Source organism: Thioalkalivibrio sp. ALJ16, from assembly GCF_000377345.1.
In the GTDB taxonomy this organism is placed as follows: domain Bacteria; phylum Pseudomonadota; class Gammaproteobacteria; order Ectothiorhodospirales; family Ectothiorhodospiraceae; genus Thioalkalivibrio.
On the sequence record NZ_KB898037.1, the window covers coordinates 84363 to 106432 of the forward strand.

Here is a 22070-nt window from a genome sequence, read left to right on the forward strand (position 1 = left end):
ACCTGGGTCAATGGATTACCCGAGTATTTTAGCAAGTTCCGATGCTGGGGGCGTGGCCGCGGTTACCTAGCGAACGCGCCCCTCGTCGTAGTCTTCCTGCGACGGGCCATCATCGTCACCGCCGCTCGCGCTGGAGGACTTCCTGGCGCTGGTCTCGCGCGCCTCGCGCTGACGCCGGAGTTCCGCCTGCTCCTCCTCGATACGGTCGAGCTCGGCGTCCATCTCGTCGTCAGTCAGCGGGGTATAGCCGGTACGCGCCGCGGCCGTGGTGCCTTCACCGGCGGCGGTCCCGGCGCTGCCGGAGGCCCCGGCACCGGAGACCGCAGCGGTCTTCCCGGCGGACCCGCCGCCACTGCCGCCACCACGCGGCTTGTTGCTGCCACCGCCACCCGGACCGTCGTCGTCCGGCCCGTCGCCGCTGGCACCGCTGTCGTCCGCAGCCTCGGCCCGGCGTCGGGCCTTCTTGCGTTCCATGATCCGCGACAGGATCAGGCCCACCTCGAACAGCAGCCACATCGGCAGGGCCAGCAGGGTCTGCGAGATGATGTCCGGCGGCGTCAGCACCATGCCGACCAGGAACACGCCGACAATCACGTAGGGCCGCTTCTGGGCCAGCTTGTCCGGGGTGGTCGCGCCCATCGAGACCAGCAGGATGGTGGCCACCGGCACCTCGAAGGCGATGCCGAACGCGATGAACAGCATGATCACGAACGACAGGTAGCGCGAGATGTCGGTCATCACCGACACCCCCTCGGGCGCCGTCGCGGTAAAGAAGGCAAAGATCAGCGGGAACACCACGAAATAGGCGAATGCCATACCGAGGTAGAACAGCGCGGTGGAGGACGCCACCAGCGGCAGCGCCATGCTCTTTTCGTGGGCGTACAGGCCCGGCGCCACAAAGGACCAGACCTGGTACAGCAGGTACGGGATGCTGATGACCACCGCCAGCAGCAAGGTCAGCTTGAACGGGATCAGGAACGGCGCGGCGACGTCGATCGCGATCATGCTGGTGCCTTCCGGCAGATGCTGCATCAGCGGATCGGCCAGCCAGGTGTAGATCGGGTTGGCGAACGGGAACAGGACCAGGAACACCACCAGGATGGCGATGAACATCCTGAGGATGCGATCCCGCAGTTCGATCAGATGCGAGAGCAGGGTCTCGGTCGCTTCCGGACTCGGCTCAACCCCCGGTTTGGTCTTGCTCATGAGTGCTTGTCAGGGGTCTGGTCGTCGGGTGCATCGTCGGCGCGGCGCTCGCCCTCCGGGCCCGACGCATCATCGGCGGCCGGATCCGGGGTACGGCGCTCGCGCACGGCGGGCTTCTTGGGCTTCTGGCGCGGACGGTCGTCGGCGCGCGCCTTCTGTTCGGCGGCCAGGGCCGGATCGTCGGTCATCAGATTGCCATCCAGGCTGCCCTTGGTCGGCACCCGACGGATCTCGGGGGACGCGTCAGCGTCAGCGGCATCCGCCGCCGTATCATCGGCACGTACTGCGGCATCAGGACTGCGCATGGAAGGCTTGTCGCGGACGGCGGGCTTCGGCTTCTTGCCCTCCAGGGCCTTCGACTCGGGCTCGGCGGACGCCTGGCCCGACGCCGACTTGCCCTCGATGTCTTCGCGCAGGCCGCGCTCGGTATCCTCGAGGTCCTCGCGCAGGCTGGTCTCGGTCTCGTCCATCATGCTTTTCAGCTGGCGGATCTCGCGATCCTGACTCTTGAGCATGTTGCGCAGCTCGTCAGTCTGGAGCTCCTGCTCGAAGTCGGAGCGCACGCTATGCACGAAACGCCGGGTCTTGCCGACCCAGCGCCCGATCTCGCGCGCAAGACCGGGCAGACGCTCCGGCCCGACGACCAGCAGCGCCACCAGCACGATGATGATGATTTCCCAGAAGCCGATATCGAACATGGGCTACCGCCAGTGAGGCCCGACCGCCACGCCGGCCTCGGAGCTCAGGACTTCTTGTCCGACTGCGAGGCGTCGGAGCCCTGTTCGCTGCTCTTCTTCACCTCGGCGTCGACCACACGGCCGTTGCCTTCGGTCTGGTCCTCGACCTCGCGCGGCTCGCCGTCTTCGCCTTCCTTCTTCTCGTCGCCGTCCGGGTCCTTGACGGCCTGGCGGAAGTTTTTCATCGCCGAGCCAATGTCTCCGCCCATGTTGCGCAGCTTCTTGGTGCCGAACAGCAGCACGACAATCAAAAGGATGATGAGGAGCTGCCAAATGCTGATGCCACCAATACCCATGAACTCTGTCTCCGGTTACTTAACTTTGCGTTAGCCTGAACGGCGCCAGGCCCATAATCAACAAGACGTTTCTAATGGTCGGAGCGGCGCCCACTGGTCTGCCGCGCCGCCTTCTCGGCGATTCCGGACAGGCCAAAGCGGCGTGCCAGTTCGTCGAGGACATCGTCGGGGTGCCGCCCGCGAGCCGCGAGAACCACCAGGGCATGAAACCACAGGTCAGCCATTTCCGATACCAGGGCATCGGTATCGTCGTTCTTGGCGGCAATCAGTGTCTCGGTAGATTCTTCGCCCAGCTTCTTGAGCATCTCGTCCAGACCGCGGGCATGGAGCCTGGCCACGTACGACTGCTCCGGGTCAGCCTGACGGCGCTGCTCGATGACCTCGGCCAGCGCGGACAGGACCTCGGCGCCGGTACCGCTCGAGGCGCTCATGCCGCAACCACGTCGGCGTCGTTGGGCCGCACCGGCACACCGGCCGCCGCCATGGCGTCCTTGGCCTCGCCCACCGTGTGCTGACCAAAATGGAAGATACTGGCCGCCAGCACCGCATCGGCGTGGCCCTCGGTCACACCCTCGACCAGGTGCTGCAATTCGCCGACGCCGCCCGAGGCGATCACCGGCACCCCGACCGCATCGCTGACGGCGCGGGTCAGGGCGAGGTCGAAACCGATGCGGGTACCGTCGCGATCCATGCTGGTCAGCAGGATCTCGCCGGCCCCCAGGGCCTCCATGCGCTGCGCCCACTCGACCACATCCAGCCCGGTCTCGCGGCGCCCCCCATGGGTAAAGACTTCCCAGCGCGGCGGTTCATTCCTGTCGCTCACCTGCTTGGCGTCGATCGCGACCACAATGCACTGGCTACCGACCCAGTCAGCGGCCTCGCGGACCAGCTCGGGACGATGCACCGCGGCCGTGTTGATCGACACCTTGTCGGCGCCGGCATTCAACAGGCGCCGGATGTCCTCCACCGCGCGTACGCCACCGCCCACGGTCAGCGGGATGAACACCTCGCGCGCGACGGACTCGACCACATGCAGGATGGTGTCGCGATCATCGCTGGAGGCGGTGATGTCGAGAAAGGTGATTTCGTCCGCACCCTGCGCGTTGTAACGTCGCGCGATCTCCACCGGGTCGCCGGCATCACGGATGCCCACGAAGTTGACGCCCTTGACCACACGGCCGGCGTCCACGTCGAGACAGGGGATCACGCGCTTGGCGAGCATCTCAGGCCCCGGAGGCCGCCTTGCGGGCCTCTTCCAGGGTGAACGCCCCCTCGTACAGGGCGCGGCCGACGATCGCGCCGGTGATGCCCTCGTCCTCGCATGCGGCCAGGTTGCGGATGTCATCCAGCGAGCTGATGCCGCCGGAGGCGATGACCGGCACGCGCACATTGGCCGCCAGCCGCGCCGTGGCCTCGACGTTCGGCCCCTTCATCATGCCGTCACGGCTGATGTCGGTGTAGACAAAGGCGACCACGCCGTCGGCTTCGAAGTGCTGGGCCAGGTCGATCACGTCGTGGTGCGACAGCTTGGACCAGCCATCTACCGCCAGCTTTCCGTCTTTGGCGTCCAGACCCACGATGATGCGCCCGGGAAACTCCAGGCACAGGTCGTTCACGAAGTGTGGCGCACTGACCGCGCGGGTGCCGATAATCACGAACTCGACGCCGGCATCGAGATAGGCCTGGACCGTATCCTCGTCACGCACGCCGCCGCCGATCTGGATCGGCAGGTCGGGAAAGGCCTCGGCAATGGCATGTACCGCGGCGGCATTGCGCGGCTGCCCGGCGAAGGCACCGTCCAGATCCACGATATGCAGGCGTTCGGCACCGGCATCGACCCAGCGCCGGGCCATCTCCACCGGGTCTTCGCCAAACACGGTGGAATCCTCCATCTTGCCCTGGCGCAGACGGACGCACTTGCCTTCCTTCAGATCGATGGCGGGGATGACCAGCATTCTCGACTCCTCACGTAGCGCCGGGACCGTCTCCGTCCCAGCGCAGAAAGTTGTGCAGCAGACGCAGCCCGCAGGCCGCGCTCTTTTCCGGGTGGCACTGCATAGTGAACAGCGAGCCCCGCGCCAGTGCCGAAGCAAAGGTCTCGCCATAATCCGTGCGTCCGGCCACATCGTTCGCGTCCGCCGGCTGCACGCGGTAACTGTGCACGAAATAAAACCAGGGCGTGGCGGGCAGACCATGCCAGAGCGGGTGCTCGCCCGCGGGCATGACCCGGTTCCAGCCCATATGCGGAATCTTCAGGCGGCGCCCGTCGACCCCCTGCATTTCGGGAAAGCGCGCGACCTCGCCCGGGAGGATCCCGAGCAGGTCGACCCCGCCGCTCTCCTCGCTGTGCTGCATCAGGATCTGCTGGCCCAGACACAGGCCGAGAAACGGCCGGTCCGCGGTCAGCTCCGGGAGCAGCCGGTCCAGTCCGCGGCGTGCAAGCGCCTGCATGGCGTCGCCAGCCGCGCCCTGGCCCGGGAAGACCAGGCGATCGGCCGCGCGCAGCACGTCCGGGTCATCCGTCAGCAGGATGCGCTGGGCGTCGGTGGCCTCGTGCTCCAGCGCACGGACCACCGAGTGCAGGTTGCCCATGCCGTAGTCGATGACGGCAACAGTTTCCATGGCCGGGCCTCGTCCGTTGCGCCGCTACAGGCTGCCCTTGGTGGACGGCATCATGCCCGCCGACCGCGGATCCATTTCCGCCGCCACGCGCAGGGCCCGGCCGAAAGCCTTGAAGATGGTCTCGGCGACATGGTGCGCGTTGTTGCCGCGCAGGCAATCGATATGCAGGGTCATCCAGCCGTGGTTGACCAGCCCCTGGAAGAACTCGTGAAACAGGTCGACATCGAAGTCGCCGATATGCGAGCGGCGAAAATCGGCGTGCATCTCCAGCCCGGGCCGACCCGAGAAGTCGATCACCACGCGGGACAGGGCCTCGTCCAGCGGGACGTAGGCATGGCCGTAACGGCGGATACCCTTCTTGTCGCCCAGGGCCTGGGCCAGCGCCTGCCCCAGGGTGATGCCGATGTCCTCCACGGTGTGGTGGGCATCGATATGCAGGTCCCCGTCGGCGCGCACATCCAGATCGACCAGGCCGTGGCGGGCCACCTGGTCCAGCATGTGATCGAGGAACGGGATACCGGTCTCGAGGTGGCTTTTGCCGGTACCGTCGAGGTTCAACTCGATGGCAATCCGGGTCTCCAGGGTGTCGCGGCGGACGGATGCGGTACGTTCAGTCATGTTCCGGTTCAGGCACGATAAAACGCCAGTGTAGCAAGGCTGGCGCCGGCCCGGTATGAGACCCGCGCGGATACAGGGATCAGCGCCCCCGAGGTAGACCCGCCACCGGCCCGCGGAGGTGCTCACATCAGGGGCTCCCTAACGCTGCAGGCGCGGGCCGACCAGCAGGGCCTCCGGGACCGCGTCGCGGATGGCGGCCGGCAGTTCAATGCAAAGCCCCGGCCGTGCACGGAGGGAGACCCACAGGGTATTCAGCTTCAGGTTGAGCTCGACGAACGCCACATCGGCCTCGTACCCGCTCAGCACGCGCTCGATGGCGAGGGCACGTGCATGGATCTGGTCCCGCGGGCGCTGGCGCAGGCCGGGAATCAGCATCATGAAGTCCGCCAGGCGCCGGCCATGTGCATCCCGCTTCGGCAGGCGCTGCCACAGGGGCTGGTGGGGCTCCAGCAACAGGGCCGGGCGCAGGGAGGTCTCGGGGGCGGACGAAACAGGGGCATCGGGGGCCATGGGGTGCCTCGCGAAAGGGCCTGTCTGGAGTGTAGGCCACGCCCACCGCCTGCGGCGCCCGGACACAAAAAAGCCGGGGACAGGCCCCGGCTTTTCCACAAGGGGTGTGACCCCCGTGTTTTAGCGAACTTCGACGTCAGTAGAGTCGGATTCGCCCTTGTTGTCCGTCCAGGAGACGGTGATGGTATCGCCGGCGGAGCCGTCGATCTCACCCTGCAGGAACGGGTTGCGCGAGACAGTGTAGTGCCAGTTGGCGGTGATGGCAGTGGTGCCATTACGCTTGATTTCCACGGTCTCGATGAAGTGCGGGCCACCGTCATCATCCGGGACCAGCATGTCGTGGCTCATCAGAGCACGGATATTGATAACGCCGTTGCTTTCCTGGGCGCGAACTCGAATAGACATATCTTAAACCTCCAGTAGTGTTCGGATCAGCGGTTCGGGGTCGGCGTTAGCCGCCGCAGCCACCGACCGTGACCTTCACTTCTTGAACCGTCTTGTACCAGGAGTCGCCGGACTTCGCGACGGCGATCACGTTGGAGGACTCGCCCATGCGGATACGGCCGGAGATGTTGGCGTGCGCGCCATCACCCAGAACGTAGTGGGCGGTCAGCGGCTGGTTGTTCAGCTCGACGAACACGGCCATTTCGGTCACGTTGTCCATGCCAGTGGAGATCGAGACGGGAACCACGGCGCCGTTTTCGGCGATTTCCGGGGCGCTCAGCTCGACATCGCCATCCGGGACGTCGCTGGTACCGGTGACGGCTTCCATGGCGGCGGCCAGGCCTTCGGCGGCGAAGGCGTCGGACGGCCAGGCGGCCAGCAGCTTGCTCGGAGCCAGCAGGCCGGCGCCGACGGCAACACCGACGGTACCGGCAGCGAGGGTGCCTTTCAGGAAGACACGGCGCTTGGTGCTAATCATGGATGATCTCCTCTCATCTTGTGGGTCAGTTCCGGATCATTCCGGGGGCGTTCCTTGCGGCAGGGCCGCAGTGACGCCTGTTGCTCTGGACGGTGACCTGCAGGGCTGTATTCCCTGCGGATCGGGCTCCGTCCCCTGACCAGCTTCAGTGGTCTTTTACTGGTCTTGCAGATGCATCGTCCCAAACCTGCCTGAATCATTGATGAACGAATCAGCACGATTCCTGAATGGGTGAATGTACCGGTGGGGACGCCCTGGCATCCGCCGCCTGCACCTGAAGCCAGGGGCGTATCAATGGCACACTATTCCCCCCTGATGCAACGCAACCCCGGATGCGCACCATGTTTTCCTGCAAGGCCCAGTGGCTCCTGATCGCCGTCGCCATCGTGCTCGGCACGATGCAGATGCTCGCCTCCTGCGGGCAGAAGGGCGACCTCTACCTGCCCGATGACGACGCGACCGAGGAGCGCCGCTAGATGGACTACTTCGACTACCACGGCGGTACGCTGCATGCCGAAGGCGTGGCGCTGGATCACCTCGCCCGGCTGGTGGGTACGCCTGCCTACGTCTATTCACGCGCCACGCTGGAGCGTCACTACCGCGCGTTCAGCGAGGCCCTGATCGGCACCCCCCACCAGGTCTGCTTCGCGGTGAAGGCAAACTCCGCGCTGGGGGTGCTGAACGTGCTCGCGCGCCTCGGCGCCGGGTTCGACATCGTCTCCGGCGGCGAACTGGAGCGCGTGCTGCGCGCCGGTGGCGACCCGGCGAAGGTCGTGTTCTCCGGCGTCGGCAAGACCGCAGCCGAGATGCGCCGGGCACTCGAGGTCGGCATCCACTGCTTCAACGTCGAGTCCGCCCCGGAGCTGGAACGGCTCGAGTCCGTTGCGGCCGAGATGGGTGTGACCGCGCCGGTCTCGATCCGCGTGAACCCGGACGTCGACGCCGAGACCCATCCCTATATCGCCACCGGCCTGCGCGAGAACAAGTTCGGCGTCGCCATCGAGGAGGCGCCGGCGCTGTATGCCCGGGTACGCGACAGCCAGCACCTGGAGGCCACCGGCGTCGATTTCCACATCGGCTCGCAGCTGACCCGGATCGATCCGTTCACCGATGCCCTGAAGCGCGTGCTGGCGCTGGTCGACCAGCTGGCCGCAGACGGCATCGAACTCGAACATATCGATGTCGGCGGCGGGCTGGGCGTGCGCTACCGCGACGAGACCCCGCCGGAGCCGGACGCCTGGGCCAGCGCCCTGCGCGAGGTGATGGGCGAGCGCCCGCTGAAGGTGCTGCTGGAGCCGGGCCGCGCGATCGCGGCCAACGCCGGCGTGTTCCTGACCCGGGTGGAGTACCTCAAGCACACCGAGGCCCACGACTTCGCCATCGTCGACGGCGCGATGAACGACCTGCTGCGCCCGGCCCTGTACGGCGCCTGGCAGGAGATCATCCCGGTCGTGCAGCGCAAGGACACCGAGGCCCGCACCTACGACATCGTCGGCCCGGTCTGCGAGACCGGCGACTTCCTCGGCCGCGAGCGCGAACTGGCGCTGGCCGCGGGCGACCTGCTGGCCGTGCGGTCGGCCGGGGCCTATGGCTATGTGATGGCCGGCAACTACAACTCGCGCCCGCGCCCGCCGGAGATCATGGTCGACGGCGACCACTTCCAGATCATCAACCGCCGCGAGCAGGTCGATCACCTGATGATGCGCGAGAGCATGCTGCCGGAAGACACGGACCCGGACGATGACGATCCGCCCGGGAGCGTGGAGCCGTGATCCCGCGGCGCCCGGAACCGGAGCTGATGCTCGAGCCTGCGCAGGCCCGCGCCTACGCCGAGGCCGACTTCGCCGCCCCGCACGAGGGCTTCGTGGACGCCTTCGCCGAGGCCTTCCCGGGCCCGGTGACCGGGCCGGTACTGGATCTTGGCTGCGGCCCGGGCGACGTCTCGCTGCGCTTCGCCGCACGCTACCCGGCCTGCGAGGTCGACGGGATCGACGGCGCGCCCGCGATGCTGGCCGCCGGTGACGCGCTGATGGCCGGCCACCCGGCCGCGCCGCGCGTACACCTGGCCGAGGGCTTCCTGCCCGCGGCGCGCGGCCCGCGCGCCCCGTATGCCACGATCATCAGCAACTCCCTGCTACATCACCTGCATGAGCCCGCGGTGCTGTGGCAAGCCATCGTGCGCGATGGGGCGCCCGGCGCGGCCGTGTTCGTGATGGACCTGCGACGACCGGACTCGGAGCAAACGGTCAAGGCCCTGGTCGCGAAGTACGCAGCCGAGGACCCGGACGTGCTGCGGCGCGACTTCGAACACTCCCTGCACGCGGCCTTCACGCCCGACGAGGTCCGCGCGCAGCTGTCCGCCGCCGGCCTCGACGGCTTCACCGTCCGTATCACCTCGGACCGGCACATGATCATCTTCGGGCACCTGCCGGGGGCCACCTGATGCGCCTGGAATTCACCAAGATGCACGGGCTGGGCAATGACTTCGTCGTCATCGACGGCACGCGCCAGGCCGTCCGGCTCGACGAGGCGACGCTGCGCCATCTGGCGGATCGCCACTTCGGCATCGGCTGCGACCAGATCCTGCTGGTGGAGCCCCCGGGCGACCCGGCGCAGGCCCTGTTCCGCTACCGCATCTTCAATGCCGACGGCTCCGAGGTGGAGCAGTGCGGCAACGGGGCGCGCTGCTTCGCCCGCTTCGTGCGCGAGCAGGGCCTGACCGAGGCCCGCGAGATCCCGGTCGAGACTCTGGGCGGGCGCATCGTGCTGCATGTCGAGGACGACGAGCGCGTGCGCGTCAACATGGGCGCCCCGGTGTTCGCGCCCGAGCGCATCCCGCTGCGGGCCGAGCGCGAGGCCCCGGCCTATACCCTGGAGATTGAGGGCCACCCGATCACGCTGGGTGCGGTATCCATGGGCAACCCGCATGCACTGATCCTGGTGGACGATGTCGCGCGCGCGCCGGTGACGGAGATCGGCCCGCTGATCGAACGCCACGAAAGCTTCCCGCGTCGCGTCAACGTCGGATTCGCGCATGTGCGCGACCGCGGCCACATCGACCTGCGGGTATTCGAGCGCGGGGCCGGCGAGACCCTGGCCTGCGGCTCCGGCGCCGCGGCCGCGATGGCCATCCTGCGCCATCGCGGGCTGGTCGACGCGGACGTCGAGGTCTCGCTGCCGGGCGGGGCCCTTGTGCTAAGCTGGAGCGGACAGGCCGAGGCACCGGTTTGGCTGACCGGGCCGGCCACCACGGTATTCAACGGCTGGATCGATCTATGACTGGGCAACCCTCCAAGGCGTCTTCCGCCCGTACTCCGGAGGCGGAACACGCGATCAGCGCGGCAGACGTCGAGACGTACCTGCGCGACCACCCCGATTTCTTCCAGGACCACCTGCCGCTGCTGGACATCCTGCGCCTGCCGCACCCCAGCGGCGGCGCGGTCTCGCTGCTGGAACGCCAGGTCAGTCTGCTGCGCGAAAAACACCGCGCGATGGAACAGCACATGGCCGAGCTGGTCGAGCGCGCCCGTGACAACGAGCGCATGGGCCAGCACCTGCACGAGCTGGCCAAGACCCTGATGCGCGCCGAAAACCTGGATGCGGTGCTGGCGCTGACCCAGGATGCCCTGCGCAACGAGCTCAACGCCGAGCGGGTCAGCATCCGCCTGGCCGGTCGCGAGGTGGACGAGCTGCACGCACTGGACCGCGGCGACCTCGCCACCTTCGACCCGCTGTTCGCCCGCGGCAAGGCCCAGTGCGGCCGAGTGCCGGCCGAGATGCTGCACGTGCTGTTCGACGCCGCCGAGGACATCGGCTCCGCGATCCTGATGCCGCTTGGCAGCGAGAGCGACCCCATCGGCGTACTCGGCCTGGCCAGCGAATCCGCCGACCGCTTCCAGCCCGACATGGGCACCTATTTCGTCACCCATATCGGCGACCTGCTGGCCGAATCGATCCGCTGCCATGTCGAGCGGACCCACGCCGCCGCCTGAGGCGGCGACCGATTCGAGCCCGCCACAGGATGCGGACATCGCGGCCTTTCTGGCCCATCTGCGCGATGTTCGCGGCCATTCGCCGCATACCCTCCAGGCCTACCGGCGTGACCTGGCGCAGTTGCGGCGCCTGCACGCGGGCCCCTGGTCGGGGCTGACGGCGGCGGACATGCGGCGCATCGCCGGACAGCAGGCCCGCGAAGGCCGCCATCCGCGCTCCATCCAGCGCTTCCTGTCCGCCGCGCGCGGCTTTTTCGCCTATCAGGTCGAACACCGCCGTATGCCGGCCAACCCCGCCGCCGGCCTGCGCGGACCGCGGGCGGGGCGCGCCCTGCCGCGCGATCTTGACGTCGATCAGGCCCAGCAGGCGCTGACCCCGGCCGAGGGTCTCGACCCGATCCTGGCCGCCCGCGACCAGGCCATGCTGGAGCTGCTGTACTCCTCCGGGCTGCGCCTGTCGGAGCTGACCGGGCTGGACCTGACGGATCTCGACCTCGATACCGGCCTGGTGCGGGTACTCGGCAAGGGCCGACGCGAGCGCAGCGTCCCGGTGGGGCGGGTGGCACGTGATGCGATCCGCAGCTGGCTTGAGCGCCGTGGCGACTGGGCCGCTCCCGGCGAACGCGCCCTGTTCGTGACCCGCCGCGGCGGGCGCATCGGCAATCGCGCGGTACAGCGCCGCGTGGCCGAGGCCGGGCGCCGCGCCGGGCTGGACGTGCGCCTGCACCCGCACCGGCTGCGCCACGCCTTCGCCAGTCACCTGCTGGAATCGAGCGGCGATCTGCGAGCCATTCAGGAACTTCTGGGTCACGCCAACCTTGAAACCACCCAGATCTATACCCATCTCGACTATCAGCACCTGGCACAGGTGTATGATGCCGCGCATCCGCGGGCCCGCCGGAGCCGCTGAGTCGCCCGCGTCCAAAACCCGGGCAGCCGCACCGCGCCCTCGACACACAGCCGAACAGGAGAATCCCGTGGAACAGTTTCGCGGCACCACCATCGTCTGCGTCCGCCGCAATGGCGCCGTCACCCTTGGCGGCGACGGCCAGGTATCGCTGGGCAACACCGTGATGAAGGGCAACGCGCGCAAGGTGCGCCGCGTCTACCACGACCGCATCCTGGCCGGCTTTGCCGGCGGCACCGCCGATGCCTTCACCCTGTTCGAACGCTTCGAGGGCATGCTGGAAAAGCACTCCGGCAACATCACTCGCGCCGCGGTCGAGCTGGCCAAGGACTGGCGTACCGACCGCGCCCTGCGCAAGCTTGAGGCCCTGCTGGCCGTGTCCGACCGCGAGAGCTCCTTCGTGATCTCCGGCAACGGCGACGTCATCGAGCCGGAGAACGCGCTGATCGCGATCGGCTCCGGCGGCCCGTATGCGCAGGCCTCCGCCCAGGCGCTGCTGCAGAACACCGACCTGCCGGCCCGCGACATCGTGGAGAAATCGCTGAACATCGCCGCCGATATCTGCGTCTACACCAACCACAACCTGACCCTGGAGAGCCTGGACGCCGAATGATCGGCGGCCGACCCGGCCGCGCGACCGCGCCTCCGCAATCCCTTCGAATCAAGGCCCGTTTGCCATGACCGACATGACCCCCCGCGAGATCGTCCAGGAACTGGACCGCTACATCATCGGCCAGGACGAGGCCAAGCGCTCCGTCGCCATTGCCCTGCGCAACCGCTGGCGCCGCCGCCAGCTCCCCCCGGAGCTGCAGCCGGAGGTCACGCCCAAGAACATCCTGATGATCGGCCCGACCGGCGTCGGCAAGACCGAGATCGCCCGGCGCCTGGCCAGGCTCGCCCGCGCGCCGTTCATCAAGATCGAGGCGACCAAGTTCACCGAGGTCGGCTATGTCGGCCGCGATGTCGAATCGATCATCCGCGACCTCGCCGAGGCCGCGGTCAAGCAGCTGCGCGACGAGGCCATCAAGGAAAATCGCGTAAAGGCCGAAGACGCGGCGGAGGAGCGCATCCTCGATGCCCTGCTGCCACGCCCGCGCAACGCCGGCTTCACCGAGTCCGCGCAGGACGACGCCAACAGCGACACCCGCCAGAAGCTACGCAAGCGCCTGCGCGAGGGCGACCTGGACGAGCGCGAGATCGACATCGAGGTGCAGCAGAATCCGCACGGCGTGGAGATCATGACCCCGCCGGGCATGGAGGAGATGGCCAGCCAGCTGCAGTCGATGTTCCAGAACCTCGGCGGCCAGAAGACCCGCTCGCGGCGACTGAAGATCGCCGAGGCCCGCAAGCTGCTGATCGAGGAAGAGGCCGCGCGCCTGATCAACGAAGAAGAGCTGAAGCTGCAGGCGATCGACCGCGTCGAACAGAGCGGCATCGTCTTTCTCGACGAGATCGACAAGGTTGCCAGGGGCAGCGACAAGGGCAGCAGCGGCGAGGTCTCGCGCGAGGGCGTGCAGCGCGACCTGCTGCCGCTGATCGAGGGCACCACCGTCTCCACCAAGCTGGGCATGGTGCGCACCGACCACATCCTGTTCATCGCCTCCGGCGCCTTCCACCTGTCCAAGCCGTCCGACCTGGTGCCGGAGCTGCAGGGGCGGCTGCCGATCCGCGTCGAGCTGGACGCGCTCTCGGCGGACGCCTTCGTGCGCATCCTGACCGAGCCCACCGCCTCGCTGACCGAACAGTACGTGGAGCTGATGAAGACCGAGGGCGTGGAACTGCGCTTCGAGGCGGATGGCGTGCGTCGCCTCGCCGAGATCGCCCATGACGTGAACGCACGCACCGAGAACATCGGCGCCCGGCGCCTGCACACCGTGCTGGAACGCCTGCTGCGGGATGTCGCCTACCGCGCCCCGGACGTGGACGGCGCGGTGATCGTGGACCGCGCGTTCGTCGACCAACGCCTGGGTGACCTGGTCGAGGACGAGGACCTGTCGCGCTACATCCTCTGACCGCCGCGGAGGGGCGCGCTACGCCGTATCCCGGCGGTAGGGGTCCGGCCAGCTCGCCGGCGGCGGGTTGAAGCGCTTGTAGGCCCAGTTGTATTGCTCCGGGCAGCGCCGCACCAGGGCCTCGACATGGGCATTGATCGCAGCCGCCGCGCGGGCGAAGTCGCGGTCGGCGACCTCCGGCCCGGCCGCGATCTCGTGATAGCGAAAGCCCCGGCCCTTCGGCAGACGTTCGGCGAACAGGAACACCACATGGTCGCTACGGCCGCGCAGCAGGCGCGGGAGCAGGGTCATGGTCAGGGCCGGGCGGCCGAAGAACGGCGCATGCTGGCCGGATGCCCCCTTCGGGCTCTGGTCCGGCAGGATGCCGATGATCTCGCCGCGGTCGCGGGCCTGCTGCAGCAGGCGCAGGCCGCTGCGGTCGGCCGGCGCCAGCGTGGCGCCGGTCGAGGCCCGGGCCTCGCGCACCCAGCGGTCGATCTCCGGCGTCTTGAACGGGCTGTACAGGGTTGCCATCGCCCCGTGGCGCGCGGCATCCAGCCCCGCGAACTCCCAGGACCCGAGATGCGGCGCGCACAGGAACAGGGCGCGGCCATCGGCGCGCCGGGCCAGCGCGGCATAGTCGGGCGGACGCGCCGCGAGCCGGGCCAGGGTCTCGGGGCGGGAGCGCCACAGCCACGGCGACTCGGTCAGTGCCTGCCCCATAGCGATCAGGGAACGCCGTCCTACACGGCGGTGCCAGGCCGGGTCCTTTTCCGGGAAACACAGCGCCAGGTTGGTGCGGGTGATCGCGGCAGCGCGCGTGGGCAGATGCCACACCACCCCCCCGACCAGCGCACCCAGCGCGTGATTCACACGCAGCGGCAGGCGCGCGAGCAGGCGCAGCCCCGCGCCGATCACACGGTCACGCAGATGCCGACGTCGGGTCATGGGCAGGCTGCTCGGGGCGAATAGTGGGGGCCGGATCCCGGGGCGGGATACCCCCCTCGGTCATCAGTGGCTTCAGGGTGGTGCGCAGGTTGCGGAACAGACGCGGGTGCTGGGCCTCCTCCTGCGCGAGCAGCTGCTTCATGTGCTCGCGCTGGGTGGGCATCGCAAAGCAGGCGGGGCAGTTGTCCAGGATAACCGGCAGCCCGGCGGCCGCGGCGAAATCCCGGGTCTGGCGCTCCCGCACGTAGACCAGCGGGCGGATCACCCGCAGGTCGCCGGCGTCGATCGCGTAATGGGCCTTCATCGTGCGCAGCTGGCCACCATGGAAGGCGCTCATCATGAAGCTCTCGGCGAGGTCGTCCAGGTGCTGGCCCAGCGCCAGCACGTTGTAGCCGTGCTCGCGTGCGGTGCGATACATCAGCCCGCGTTTCATGCGCGAGCAGAAGGAGCAGAAGGAGTCGTTGTCCATGTGCTCACCGGCCAGCTCCGCGATCGGCTCGGAAACGAAGTGATACGGGATGCCATAACCACCGAGATAGTCCATCAGCCGCTGCGGCTCGAAGCCTTCGATCTCCGGGTTGATCGTGACCGCACCGACCTCGAAGTGCACCGGCGCCCGCCGCGCCAGGCCATGCAGCAGCCACAGCAGGGTCAGCGAATCCTTGCCGCCGGACAGCCCCACGAGGATGCGGTCGCCGTCGCGGATCATGTCGAAATCGGCAATCGCGCGGCCGGCGAGGCGGCGGATCGAGGCGGGTACGGCGGGTGTCTCCATGGCCCCGCAACATAGGGCGCCGCGCCGCGCCATGCAAGCGGCGGCACCCCCGGCGCGGTCGCGCATGCCCCACGGCGGGGCGCCACGGCCCGGCCATGCACCATGGTCGGGCGTTGCCTTGCGCCATAGCCCCGGAAATGCGAGCACAGAAGGCCCAACGGGGCTGGCATCCCGCTTGCAAGAGATAGAAAAAGAAGATGTCTTTCGGGGAACGAGCCATGCACGACCGCAAGAGCCTGAGCCTGGCTGCCGAGCTGCGCCGCAACATGCGCGCGGAGTTTCCGGCAGTCGCGCGCCTGTCGGTCACCGACCCCGACTTCATGGAGGCGATCCTCGACTACGCCGGGCGCTCGCAGTCGTCCATGGTGCAGGCCGCCGCCCTGACCCTGCGCAGCCAGCTCGAGCGCGCCGGGCATCTGCAGCGCCCGGTGCCGCAGGAGCGGTCGCGCGAGCAGGACGCCGCAAAGGCCGACAGCCCACGGCCGAAGCGGCGGGTCTACCGCGGACGGGTGATCGAGGATCCGGAATAGGGACCCTGCGGTCACCCGCGAGGCTTTCGCCGGGGCCGCGTTTTGGCGACACTCGGGGTTTTTCCCGGAGACGTCAATGGATGCGCTGTACCCCGAGATCGAACCCCACGGGATGGGGCGCCTGAAGGTAGGCGACGGACACGAACTGTATTTCGAGGAGTGCGGCAACCCGGGTGGTGTGCCCGTGGTGTTCCTGCATGGCGGCCCGGGCTCGGGCTGCGAGGCCTGGCACCGGCGCTTCTTCGATCCGGAACGCTACCGGATCGTGCTGTTCGACCAGCGCGGCTGCGGGCGCTCCACGCCCCACGCCAGCCTGGAGGCGAACACCACCTGGCATGTCGTCGCCGACATCGAGCGCCTGCGCGAGCACCTGGGGATCGAGCGCTGGGTGGTCTTCGGCGGCTCGTGGGGCTCGACGCTCGGGCTTGCCTATGCCGAGCGGTATCCGGGGCGCGTGCTGGGGCTGGTGCTACGCGGGGTGTTCCTGTGTCGGCCCGAGGACATCGGGTGGTTCTATCAGTCCGGGGCCGATCGCCTGTTTCCGGAGGCCTGGGCGGATTACCTGGCGCAGATCCCCGCGACGGAACGCGACGACATGGTGGCGGCGTACTACCGCCGGCTCACGGACCCCGATCCGGCGGTGCGCCAGGCGGCGGCGCGGGCGTGGTCCGGCTGGGAGGGTCGGACCTCCTGCCTGGTACCGAACGCGGACGTGATCGCCCACTTCGAGAACCCGGACGTGGCGGTGAGCCTGGCCCGTCTGGAATGCCACTACTTCATGCACGACACCTTCCTGGAGGCGGATCAGCTGTTGCGCGACGCGGACCGGCTGGAGGCGATTCCCGGGAGCATCGTGCATGGGCGCTACGACGTGGTGTGCCCGGTCAACCAGGCGCTGGCGCTGCATCAGGTCTGGCCACGGGCACGACTGGAGATCGTGCCGGACGCCGGTCACTCGGCGGCCGAACCCGGGATCGTGCGGCGACTGGTGGCGGCAACCGATGAACTCGCGCAGGCGCTGACCGGGGCGACCGAGCCCGGCACCGGGCGGGCCCTGGCGTGATCGCGCTGATCCAGCGCGTGACCGAGGCCCGGGTGACCGTGGACGCGCGGGAGATCGGCCGGATTGGCCACGGGCTGCTCGCGCTGGTCGCCGTGGAGCCCACGGATACACCGGCCACCAGCGAGCGCATGCTCGATCGGCTGCTGGGATATCGCGTCTTTGCGGATGCGCAGGGGCGCATGAATCGAGCCCTGAGCGACACCGGGGGCGGGCTGCTGCTGGTGCCGCAGTTCACCCTCGCCGCGGATACGCGTAAGGGGATGCGCCCGAGCTTCTCCGGGTCGGCCAGCCCGGAGCACGGCGCGGAGATCTTTGCCGGGCTGGTGCGGCGGGCACGGGAACGGCATGCCAGCGTGGCCAGTGGGCTGTTCGGGGCGGACATGCAGGTCAGCCTGACCAACGACGGGCCGGTTACCTTCTGGCTGAAAGCGCGCGGGCGATAAGGCACGACGGGCCGCAGGGCTCTACCCCGGACCCGGTCAAGGGCGGATGCACCACAGAGGACACGGAGAGCACGGAGGAAAGAAGGGAAGTACGAGGCAGTGGTTGAGGCATTCTTTCCGATAGCCACCAGGGCCCAGCCGCATCGCGGCATGCCGGTGCAGGCCAACAACGCCCTTCTCCGTGTACTCCGTGTACTCCGTGTACTCCGTGTACTCCGTGTACTCCGTGTACTCCGTGTACTCCGTGTACTCCGTGTACTCCGTGTCCTCTGTGTCCTCTGTGGTGCATCCGCCAGTTTTCCAGGGCCAACAACGAAAAGACCCGGCACAAGGCCGGGTCCCGGGTCGTGCGCTGGCGGCGCGGATCAAGCGGCGCGGCGCAGGAGCGGACGCTGGCCGGACTGCACCGCGCGACGAATGAAGTCGGCACGGCCGGCCTCGCGCTGGTTCAGGCTGTCGGCGCACTGCGACGGCTCGTAGGCGGCCGCGGCCAGCATTACTTCCAGCTCGCAGAGGTCAACCTTCGGCTGGGTCAGCTCGTCGGGGACCGTATGCAGTTTCTGGCCGACGTCCCAGAACATGCGCGGATTCCAGAGCTTGGTCTGGATACGCGGGGACTGGAACAGGGTGACACAGCGGGTGTTGAGCTCTTGCTGATCCATGAGGGACTCCTGTGACAGGTTATTCGAGCGCGCCAGAATCTAGCCGACCCGGGGAATGAATACAAGCGTCTCCTGATGGAGCGGTGCGCGGGACGCGCAAGCTACTCGACGGTTACGGACTTCGCGAGGTTGCGCGGCTGGTCGACGTCCGTGCCCTTGAGGACGGCCGTATGATAGGCCAGCAGCTGCAGCGGGATGGTGAACAGGATCGGGGTGAGCCAGGGACTGAGGGCACCGGACTGCGGCAGCCCAATCCAGATATCCTCGGGCCCGAGGGCACGCGCGGCGCTGGATTCACCAATCACGATCAGCTGCCCGCCGCGGGCCCGCACCTCCTGCAGGTTGCTGGAGAGCTTTTCCAGCTGGGCATCGTCGGGGGCGACCGCGACCACCGGCATTTCGGTATCGACCAGCGCCAGCGGACCATGCTTCAGCTCGCCCGAGGGGTACGCCTCGGCATGGATGTAGGAGATCTCCTTGAGCTTCAGCGCGCCCTCCAGGGCGATCGGATAAAACGCTCCGCGACCCAGGAACAGCGCATGCTGCCGTTCCAGCAGGGTCTCGGCCACGCCCGCGATCGGGGCGTCCAGCTCGAGGAGGCGGGTGGCGTGATCCGGCAGGCTGCGAAGGGCCGCAACGGCGGCCGCTCGCGCCTGCGCGTCCATACGCGCGGCAGTGGCCACCTGGCCGAGCAAAAGCACCAGGATGGCCAGCGCGGCCAGCTGCGTGGTGAAGGCCTTGGTGGAGGCGACCCCGATCTCCGGCCCCGCGTGGGTCATCAGAATCAGATCCGCGGCGCGCGCCATGGTGCTCTCGGGGACGTTGCAGACCGCGAGGCGAGCGAGGAACGGCTCGTCCTGTGACTGACGCAGGACGGCCAGGGTATCCGCCGTCTCCCCGGACTGTGAAATGACGACCAGAAGCGTCCCCGGGGCGAGGACATGGCGCCGGTAACGGTACTCGCTGGCCACTTCGACCCGTGCGGGGAGCCCCAGATGCTCCTCGATCCAGTGTCCGGCGACGAGCCCGGCGTGATAGCTGGTACCACAGGCGACGATCTGGACCGCCTGCACGTCGGTCAGGCGCTGGTCGCTGCCGGGGCCGAGGATGTTCTCCAGAATGCCGTGTTCGCCCAGGCGCGCGGACAGGGTGTCGGCCAGGGCGGCGGGCTGTTCGTGGATCTCCTTCAGCATGAAATGGCGGTATTCGCCACGGTCCGCCACCGAGACCTGACTGCGGCTTTCGCGCACCGCGCGCTCGACCGGGTCGCCATTGCGGTCAAACACCTCGGCCCCGCTGCGGGTCAGGCGTGCGCTGTCGCCATCTTCCAGGTCGATGAAGCGCTGGGTCACGGGCAGCAGGGCCTGGACGTCGGAGGCGGCAAAGGTCTCGCCGATGCCCAGCCCCAGCAGCAGGGGGCTGCCGGAGCGCGCCACAATGACCTCGTCGGGGTACTCGGAAAACAGGGCCGCAATGGCGTAGGCGCCGGTGAGGTCGCGGCAGGTCTCGCGCATGGCCGCGAGCGGGGTCGCCCCGGCATCCAGCGCCTGTTCGAGGCGGTGGGCGATGACCTCGCTGTCGGTCGCGGAGACGCAGGGCCAGCCGGCCTCCGCGAGCCGGGCACGCTGCTCCGCATGGTTTTCGATAATGCCGTTGTGGACGATCGCGACACGGCCGTCGCGGGAGCGGTGCGGGTGGGCGTTGAGCTCGCTGGGGGCGCCGTGGGTCGCCCAGCGGGTATGGGCAATCCCCGCCGGGCCCTGCAGATCCTCGCCGTTGATGCGCTGTTCCAGCGCGGCGACCTTGCCGATCGCGCGCAGATCACGGATCGCGCCGGCATTGATCACCGCAACACCGGCGGAGTCGTAGCCGCGATATTCCAGCCGGTGGAGCCCCTCCACCAGCACCGGGACCAGATTCCGCTCGCCTACGCCCGCTACCAGACCGCACATACATATTCCTCAGCTTGGATCGCTTTTCTTCTTCGGCCGCGGCCAGTTGGGGATGGTCCGTTGCCGCGCGCGGGTCAGCGCGAGGGCACCCGGCGCGACATCATCGGACAGGGTGGAGCCGGCGCCGACCGTGGCGTGGTCGCCAATCCGGATGGGTGCGACCAGGGCGGTGTTGGAGCCGATGAAGGCGTGGGCGCCGATTTCAGTGCGATGCTTGTTGGCGCCGTCGTAGTTGCAGGTGATGGTGCCCGCGCCCAGGTTGGCGCCGGCCCCGACGCAGGCGTCACCGACATAGCTCAGATGATTGGCCTTGGCGCCCGCACCCAGGATCGCGTTCTTGATCTCGACAAAATTCCCCACACGGGCGCCGGTCTCGAGCTCGGCGCCGGGACGCAGCCGCGCGAACGGGCCAACGCGGGTGTCGGGGCCGACACGGGCCCCTTCCAGCACGCTGTGCGCGGCAATCCGAGTGCCGCGACCGATCTGGCAGTCGCGCAGCACGCACCCCGGCCCGATCTGCACGTCATCCTCCAGGACCACGTTGCCCTCGATCACCACGTTCACGTCCAGCGCGCAGTCCTGCCCGAAGGTCAGCGTCCCGCGCACATCCAGCCGCGCCGGATCGGCAAGCGCCAGCCCCTCGCGCATAAAGGCGGTGGCCAGCGCCTGCTGCTCCATGCGCTCCTGGGCGGCCAGCTGCGCGCGGTCGTTCACGCCCAGCACCGAGCCCGGGTCTCGGCTCTCGACGATCTCGACCGCAACCCCGTCCGCGCGCGCCGCGGCCACGACATCGGTCAGGTACCACTCACGCGCGCCCCCGGCGGCCGGCTCGCACCCGGCGAGCCAGCCCTTAAGCGCGCCGGCCGGTGCCGCCAGAACGCCGGTGTTGATCAGGTCGACCGCGCGTTCCGCGGCGCTGGCCTCCTTCTCCTCGACGATCTGCAGCAGGCGGCCCTCGGCGTCCCGGATCAGCCGGCCGTACCCGGTCGGGTCCGACACGCGGGCGGCGAGCACCGTGACGGTGTCCCCGGCCGCACAGGCCTCGAGATCGGCGACCGGGATCCGCGGTACATCGCCGTAGGTGACGAGGACGCGTGCGGCATCGGGAATGTTCTCCAGCGCCCGATGAACCGCGTGTCCGGTACCGTGTGGCTCGCCCTGGTCGATCCAGTTCAGCGCCATGGGGAGGTCCGCGAAGGCAGCCCGCACACGGTCCTGTTCGTGCCCCACCACGACATGAACCCCGCTCGCCGGCAGGGCCGCGATGCGATCCAGCACATGCGCGAGCAGCGGGCGCCCGGCGAGCGGCTGCAGCACCTTGGGCAGCCGCGAACGCATGCGCGTGCCCTTGCCGGCGGCAAGTACTGCGATATGAAGCGGGGTACGGTTGCTCATGGTTCCCAATGATAAAGGGCCAGCCGCGCTGGCTGGCCCTTCGGGGTCGTTCATCCGTTCACGGAGAGCTTACTTCCGGCGCAGCTTCTGGATCATCTGCAGCCTTGCCGCGGCCTCGACCAGTTCGGCCTGGGCCTTCGCGTAGTCGAAATCGGCCTGGGAGTTGGCCAGGGCCTCTTCGGCACGCTTCTTGGCCTCGAGGGCCTCGGCCTCATCCAGGTCCTTGGCCCGCACCGCCGTGTCGGCCAGTACGGTCACATGGTAGGGCTGGACCTCGAGGATGCCGCCGGAAACAAATACCGGCTGGGGATCGGCCCCTTCCTTTTCGAGGATGCGCAGCTCGCCCGGATTCAGCCGGGCGAGCATCTGCGTATGCCCGGCGTACACGCCGACCTCGCCACCTTCGGCGGGCGCGGCGATCATCAGAGCGGTGCCGGAGTAGATCGACTCCTCCGCGCTGACCACATCCACATGCATAGTCATCGGCATTATGCCTACTCC

Annotated in this window: 28 protein-coding genes; 11 read left to right on the top strand and 17 right to left on the bottom strand. The window is 68.4% G+C overall.

The features are described 5' to 3' along the window. Positions 1–66: 66 nt before the first annotated feature. The 11 genes from tatC to soxY all read right to left on the bottom strand — a co-directional run bounded on the left by tatC (position 67) and on the right by soxY (position 6911). Positions 67–1206 (bottom strand): twin-arginine translocase subunit TatC, encoded by a 1140-nt coding sequence (gene tatC / locus D000_RS0100450; RefSeq protein WP_018871578.1) that lies wholly within the window; start codon positions 1204–1206, stop codon positions 67–69. Beyond that, positions 1203–1904 carry a Sec-independent protein translocase protein TatB gene (gene tatB, locus D000_RS0100455; protein ID WP_018871579.1) on the bottom strand — a complete coding sequence of 234 codons (702 nt, stop codon included), beginning with the start codon at positions 1902–1904 and terminating at the stop codon, positions 1203–1205. The genes tatC and tatB overlap by 4 nt, the downstream gene beginning before the upstream one ends. A gap of 44 nt (positions 1905–1948) precedes the next feature. Then, positions 1949–2239, bottom strand: a complete 291-nt coding sequence (gene tatA, locus D000_RS0100460) for a twin-arginine translocase TatA/TatE family subunit (protein WP_018871580.1) — start codon at positions 2237–2239, stop codon at positions 1949–1951. Between the two features lie 71 nt (positions 2240–2310). After that, on the bottom strand, positions 2311–2670 hold the full coding sequence (locus D000_RS0100465; RefSeq protein WP_018871581.1) for a phosphoribosyl-ATP diphosphatase: 360 nt from the start codon (positions 2668–2670) through the stop codon (positions 2311–2313). After that, positions 2667–3461, bottom strand: a complete 795-nt coding sequence (hisF, locus tag D000_RS0100470) for an imidazole glycerol phosphate synthase subunit HisF (protein ID WP_018871582.1) — start codon at positions 3459–3461, stop codon at positions 2667–2669. The genes D000_RS0100465 and hisF overlap by 4 nt, the downstream gene beginning before the upstream one ends. A 1-nt stretch (position 3462) precedes the next feature. Beyond that, positions 3463–4194, bottom strand: coding sequence for a 1-(5-phosphoribosyl)-5-[(5-phosphoribosylamino)methylideneamino]imidazole-4-carboxamide isomerase (hisA, locus tag D000_RS0100475; RefSeq protein ID WP_018871583.1), 732 nt, complete (start codon positions 4192–4194; stop codon positions 3463–3465). A gap of 10 nt (positions 4195–4204) precedes the next feature. Further along, on the bottom strand, positions 4205–4861 hold the full coding sequence (hisH, locus tag D000_RS0100480; RefSeq protein ID WP_018871584.1) for an imidazole glycerol phosphate synthase subunit HisH: 657 nt from the start codon (positions 4859–4861) through the stop codon (positions 4205–4207). A gap of 24 nt (positions 4862–4885) precedes the next feature. Beyond that, positions 4886–5479 (bottom strand): imidazoleglycerol-phosphate dehydratase HisB, encoded by a 594-nt coding sequence (gene hisB / locus D000_RS0100485; RefSeq protein WP_018871585.1) that lies wholly within the window; start codon positions 5477–5479, stop codon positions 4886–4888. 138 nt (positions 5480–5617) lie between these two features. Next, positions 5618–5989: a hypothetical protein gene (locus D000_RS0100490; protein WP_018871586.1), complete on the bottom strand. Its 372-nt coding sequence runs from the start codon at positions 5987–5989 to the stop codon at positions 5618–5620. Between the two features lie 120 nt (positions 5990–6109). After that, on the bottom strand, positions 6110–6394 hold the full coding sequence (gene soxZ / locus D000_RS13270) for a thiosulfate oxidation carrier complex protein SoxZ (protein ID WP_038047392.1): 285 nt from the start codon (positions 6392–6394) through the stop codon (positions 6110–6112). 46 nt (positions 6395–6440) lie between these two features. After that, the gene (gene soxY, locus D000_RS0100500) at positions 6441–6911 is read right to left on the bottom strand and encodes a thiosulfate oxidation carrier protein SoxY (RefSeq protein WP_018871588.1); all 471 of its coding nucleotides are present in this window, start codon (positions 6909–6911) and stop codon (positions 6441–6443) included. A gap of 341 nt (positions 6912–7252) precedes the next feature. Between soxY and D000_RS13645 the strand changes: the two genes are divergently transcribed. The 8 genes from D000_RS13645 (at position 7253) to hslU (ending at position 13822) form a co-directional block, all read left to right on the top strand. Then, positions 7253–7387 (top strand): lipoprotein, encoded by a 135-nt coding sequence (locus D000_RS13645; RefSeq protein ID WP_081616617.1) that lies wholly within the window; start codon positions 7253–7255, stop codon positions 7385–7387. Next, positions 7388–8683 (top strand): diaminopimelate decarboxylase, encoded by a 1296-nt coding sequence (gene lysA, locus D000_RS0100510; RefSeq protein WP_018871590.1) that lies wholly within the window; start codon positions 7388–7390, stop codon positions 8681–8683. It abuts the gene before it with no gap. Further along, positions 8680–9354, top strand: coding sequence for a trans-aconitate 2-methyltransferase (locus tag D000_RS0100515; RefSeq protein ID WP_018871591.1), 675 nt, complete (start codon positions 8680–8682; stop codon positions 9352–9354). Before lysA ends, D000_RS0100515 begins: the two co-directional genes overlap by 4 nt. Then, complete coding sequence (dapF, locus tag D000_RS0100520; RefSeq protein ID WP_018871592.1) at positions 9354–10190, top strand: diaminopimelate epimerase; 837 nt, start codon at positions 9354–9356, stop codon at positions 10188–10190. The genes D000_RS0100515 and dapF overlap by 1 nt, the downstream gene beginning before the upstream one ends. Continuing rightward, positions 10187–10903, top strand: a complete 717-nt coding sequence (locus D000_RS0100525) for a DUF484 family protein (protein WP_018871593.1) — start codon at positions 10187–10189, stop codon at positions 10901–10903. Before dapF ends, D000_RS0100525 begins: the two co-directional genes overlap by 4 nt. Next, on the top strand, positions 10875–11813 hold the full coding sequence (gene xerC / locus D000_RS0100530; protein ID WP_018871594.1) for a tyrosine recombinase XerC: 939 nt from the start codon (positions 10875–10877) through the stop codon (positions 11811–11813). The genes D000_RS0100525 and xerC overlap by 29 nt, the downstream gene beginning before the upstream one ends. 67 nt (positions 11814–11880) lie before the next feature. Then, on the top strand, positions 11881–12423 hold the full coding sequence (gene hslV, locus D000_RS0100535; protein WP_018871595.1) for an ATP-dependent protease subunit HslV: 543 nt from the start codon (positions 11881–11883) through the stop codon (positions 12421–12423). A 64-nt stretch (positions 12424–12487) separates the two neighbouring features. Then, entirely contained in the window at positions 12488–13822 is a 1335-nt protein-coding gene (gene hslU, locus D000_RS0100540) for an ATP-dependent protease ATPase subunit HslU (protein WP_018871596.1), read from the top strand. 18 nt (positions 13823–13840) lie between these two features. Here the strand turns inward: hslU and D000_RS0100545 are convergent, their stop codons facing one another. Continuing rightward, positions 13841–14749, bottom strand: coding sequence for a lysophospholipid acyltransferase family protein (locus D000_RS0100545; protein WP_018871597.1), 909 nt, complete (start codon positions 14747–14749; stop codon positions 13841–13843). Then, positions 14724–15524: a tRNA 2-thiocytidine(32) synthetase TtcA gene (locus D000_RS0100550; protein WP_018871598.1), complete on the bottom strand. Its 801-nt coding sequence runs from the start codon at positions 15522–15524 to the stop codon at positions 14724–14726. The genes D000_RS0100545 and D000_RS0100550 overlap by 26 nt, the downstream gene beginning before the upstream one ends. 218 nt (positions 15525–15742) lie before the next feature. Between D000_RS0100550 and D000_RS0100555 the strand changes: the two genes are divergently transcribed. From D000_RS0100555 to dtd, 3 genes are all read left to right on the top strand, one after another. Further along, complete coding sequence (locus D000_RS0100555) at positions 15743–16054, top strand: hypothetical protein (RefSeq protein WP_018871599.1); 312 nt, start codon at positions 15743–15745, stop codon at positions 16052–16054. 76 nt (positions 16055–16130) lie between these two features. Then, entirely contained in the window at positions 16131–17117 is a 987-nt protein-coding gene (gene pip, locus D000_RS0100560; protein ID WP_018871600.1) for a prolyl aminopeptidase, read from the top strand. Continuing rightward, on the top strand, positions 17114–17560 hold the full coding sequence (gene dtd, locus D000_RS0100565; RefSeq protein ID WP_018871601.1) for a D-aminoacyl-tRNA deacylase: 447 nt from the start codon (positions 17114–17116) through the stop codon (positions 17558–17560). Before pip ends, dtd begins: the two co-directional genes overlap by 4 nt. 365 nt (positions 17561–17925) lie before the next feature. Here the strand turns inward: dtd and D000_RS0100570 are convergent, their stop codons facing one another. From D000_RS0100570 to D000_RS0100585, 4 genes are all read right to left on the bottom strand, one after another. Further along, positions 17926–18222 carry a hypothetical protein gene (locus tag D000_RS0100570; protein WP_018871602.1) on the bottom strand — a complete coding sequence of 99 codons (297 nt, stop codon included), beginning with the start codon at positions 18220–18222 and terminating at the stop codon, positions 17926–17928. 101 nt (positions 18223–18323) lie between these two features. Further along, on the bottom strand, positions 18324–20174 hold the full coding sequence (glmS, locus tag D000_RS0100575) for a glutamine--fructose-6-phosphate transaminase (isomerizing) (protein WP_018871603.1): 1851 nt from the start codon (positions 20172–20174) through the stop codon (positions 18324–18326). A gap of 9 nt (positions 20175–20183) precedes the next feature. Then, positions 20184–21569 (bottom strand): bifunctional UDP-N-acetylglucosamine diphosphorylase/glucosamine-1-phosphate N-acetyltransferase GlmU, encoded by a 1386-nt coding sequence (gene glmU / locus D000_RS0100580; protein WP_018871604.1) that lies wholly within the window; start codon positions 21567–21569, stop codon positions 20184–20186. Positions 21570–21638: 69 nt separating this feature from the next. Continuing rightward, positions 21639–22058, bottom strand: coding sequence for a F0F1 ATP synthase subunit epsilon (locus tag D000_RS0100585; RefSeq protein ID WP_018871605.1), 420 nt, complete (start codon positions 22056–22058; stop codon positions 21639–21641). Positions 22059–22070: the final 12 nt, after the last annotated feature.

Bases quoted from the DNA above. Each gene is read 5' to 3' on its own strand.
- D000_RS0100525 (WP_018871593.1), top strand. From the start codon at position 10,187: ATGACTGGGCAACCCTCCAAGGCGTCTTCCGCCCGTACTCCGGAGGCG.
- D000_RS0100545 (WP_018871597.1), bottom strand. From the start codon at position 14,749: ATGACCCGACGTCGGCATCTGCGTGACCGTGTGATCGGCGCGGGGCTG.
- lysA (WP_018871590.1), top strand. From the start codon at position 7,388: ATGGACTACTTCGACTACCACGGCGGTACGCTGCATGCCGAAGGCGTG.
- dapF (WP_018871592.1), top strand. From the start codon at position 9,354: ATGCGCCTGGAATTCACCAAGATGCACGGGCTGGGCAATGACTTCGTC.
- hisH (WP_018871584.1), bottom strand. From the start codon at position 4,861: ATGGAAACTGTTGCCGTCATCGACTACGGCATGGGCAACCTGCACTCG.
- D000_RS0100550 (WP_018871598.1), bottom strand. From the start codon at position 15,524: ATGGAGACACCCGCCGTACCCGCCTCGATCCGCCGCCTCGCCGGCCGC.
- pip (WP_018871600.1), top strand. From the start codon at position 16,131: ATGGATGCGCTGTACCCCGAGATCGAACCCCACGGGATGGGGCGCCTG.
- soxZ (WP_038047392.1), bottom strand. From the start codon at position 6,394: ATGTCTATTCGAGTTCGCGCCCAGGAAAGCAACGGCGTTATCAATATC.
- D000_RS0100490 (WP_018871586.1), bottom strand. From the start codon at position 5,989: ATGGCCCCCGATGCCCCTGTTTCGTCCGCCCCCGAGACCTCCCTGCGC.
- soxY (WP_018871588.1), bottom strand. From the start codon at position 6,911: ATGATTAGCACCAAGCGCCGTGTCTTCCTGAAAGGCACCCTCGCTGCC.
- hisF (WP_018871582.1), bottom strand. From the start codon at position 3,461: ATGCTCGCCAAGCGCGTGATCCCCTGTCTCGACGTGGACGCCGGCCGT.
- hisB (WP_018871585.1), bottom strand. From the start codon at position 5,479: ATGACTGAACGTACCGCATCCGTCCGCCGCGACACCCTGGAGACCCGG.
- glmS (WP_018871603.1), bottom strand. From the start codon at position 20,174: ATGTGCGGTCTGGTAGCGGGCGTAGGCGAGCGGAATCTGGTCCCGGTG.
- glmU (WP_018871604.1), bottom strand. From the start codon at position 21,569: ATGAGCAACCGTACCCCGCTTCATATCGCAGTACTTGCCGCCGGCAAG.
- hisA (WP_018871583.1), bottom strand. From the start codon at position 4,194: ATGCTGGTCATCCCCGCCATCGATCTGAAGGAAGGCAAGTGCGTCCGT.
- tatC (WP_018871578.1), bottom strand. From the start codon at position 1,206: ATGAGCAAGACCAAACCGGGGGTTGAGCCGAGTCCGGAAGCGACCGAG.
- D000_RS0100585 (WP_018871605.1), bottom strand. From the start codon at position 22,058: ATGCCGATGACTATGCATGTGGATGTGGTCAGCGCGGAGGAGTCGATC.
- tatB (WP_018871579.1), bottom strand. From the start codon at position 1,904: ATGTTCGATATCGGCTTCTGGGAAATCATCATCATCGTGCTGGTGGCG.
- D000_RS0100465 (WP_018871581.1), bottom strand. From the start codon at position 2,670: ATGAGCGCCTCGAGCGGTACCGGCGCCGAGGTCCTGTCCGCGCTGGCC.
- D000_RS0100570 (WP_018871602.1), bottom strand. From the start codon at position 18,222: ATGGATCAGCAAGAGCTCAACACCCGCTGTGTCACCCTGTTCCAGTCC.
- tatA (WP_018871580.1), bottom strand. From the start codon at position 2,239: ATGGGTATTGGTGGCATCAGCATTTGGCAGCTCCTCATCATCCTTTTG.
- D000_RS0100555 (WP_018871599.1), top strand. From the start codon at position 15,743: ATGCACGACCGCAAGAGCCTGAGCCTGGCTGCCGAGCTGCGCCGCAAC.
- hslU (WP_018871596.1), top strand. From the start codon at position 12,488: ATGACCGACATGACCCCCCGCGAGATCGTCCAGGAACTGGACCGCTAC.
- xerC (WP_018871594.1), top strand. From the start codon at position 10,875: ATGTCGAGCGGACCCACGCCGCCGCCTGAGGCGGCGACCGATTCGAGC.
- D000_RS13645 (WP_081616617.1), top strand. From the start codon at position 7,253: ATGTTTTCCTGCAAGGCCCAGTGGCTCCTGATCGCCGTCGCCATCGTG.